2 protein-coding genes are annotated in these 1312 nt (G+C 33.8%); both read right to left on the minus strand.

The window, feature by feature from the left end; all coding sequences use genetic code 11:
• Positions 1-209: Lin1244/Lin1753 domain-containing protein (locus QX565_RS10340; RefSeq protein WP_289292706.1), on the minus strand; the 209-nt coding region annotated here is incomplete at its 3' end.
• Between the two features lie 101 nt (positions 210-310).
• Positions 311-658: an SH3 beta-barrel fold-containing protein gene (locus tag QX565_RS10345; protein ID WP_289292707.1), complete on the minus strand. Its 348-nt coding sequence runs from the start codon at positions 656-658 to the stop codon at positions 311-313.
• Positions 659-1312: the final 654 nt, after the last annotated feature.

The raw sequence follows: 1312 nt of genomic DNA on the forward strand, positions 1-1312 counted from the left end.
TATTCCCTTCCCAATTTATAGGCAAATATCTCACATTGTTCCTCATCCCATTGTATGTAATACCCCTCTTTATATATCTTACAAAGTATTTTTATTACCAGATAAGGTCCTTTGATACCATATTTAGCCTCCAATGATTCGGATACGGCTCCCTCAAAGAAAGCTGCTTTCGTAGGAAAATAAACGATTCCATTAAATTCTGTTGCCATATTTGTTTAATTGAAAGTTGAAAATTGAAAGTTGAAAAATGAAAATTGGCTGTGCTATCATGCTGAACAGCAATTTTCAATTTTCAACTTTCAATTTTCAATTAAATACACTTTTTCCATTCCAAAAAGTTCTCCACCCGGAAGCGTTTCCACTTTCCTTCCTCTACATCCCAGTACATCACAGCTTCCTGTACTTTGCTTGCTTCGTACTCCCGTTTGAAGTCGTATCTGTAATAAATCAGTGTTGCTTTTACAAACTGAAACTCTCCATCAATAGCCCTACGATAAGCAATCATCGCATGCCCATGTTGCATCCAGTCTATCAGTGCCTCAATACGCTCTGCCATCCATATAGCAGTGGTTTGTGTATAACCTTTCTCTTGTACGATTTGTCTTGTCCATCTCCTTTTTACATTCTCCATAACAGGTTCCAAATTTCTTTTTTTCATTTCATTTTGTTTTATGAGTTTATATTTTTCCGATAACGGTTGCAAGGTCGGGATAATATTCGGATGGAACTAATCGTTGGAAAAATGTAAAAATCCGCTCAAATGGCGGATTTTTATTGTATCTACTTTTTGAAGTTTATATCTACTTTTTACGGGATGTGATCGTTCTGCCAATCTCAGTTGTTAATGTTTTGAATTCAACCTCCTTATATATTCCTTGTTTTTTATATTCAAATCGAAATAGAGTATTGATTTCTTTGGCAATTTCCGTTACACTGACTGTTGTTTTTTCTTCTGAGGCAAGCGAAATAGCCAGTGCTTTTATTAAAGATCCTTTGTGATGTCTGATTACTATTCTGTGGTCAATTTCTTGTTTGTCAATGCGCTGTACATTAATAATACCTTCTATCGTTTCTCCGTTTCCGAGTTCTATCTTTATAGAACCGTTAAAATCTGTTTTTTTTGATCGTTGTTTGTCATAAACTTAAATTTTAAATGATTTTTGTACTTTGCAAAGATTGTTAAAAGTTACGATTTGGGCAATGAATCAATAATAAAAAGAAGAGGTTGTATAGAGTGTAGAGATAGGTCTTTGATAATTAAAACCTTATTTTTATAGAAAAGTGTTTCAATAAACGTTCGTTTAATGGCACA

This window comes from Bacteroides sp. 41_26 (genome assembly GCF_949740115.1).
Classification (GTDB): domain Bacteria; phylum Bacteroidota; class Bacteroidia; order Bacteroidales; family Bacteroidaceae; genus Bacteroides; species Bacteroides nordii.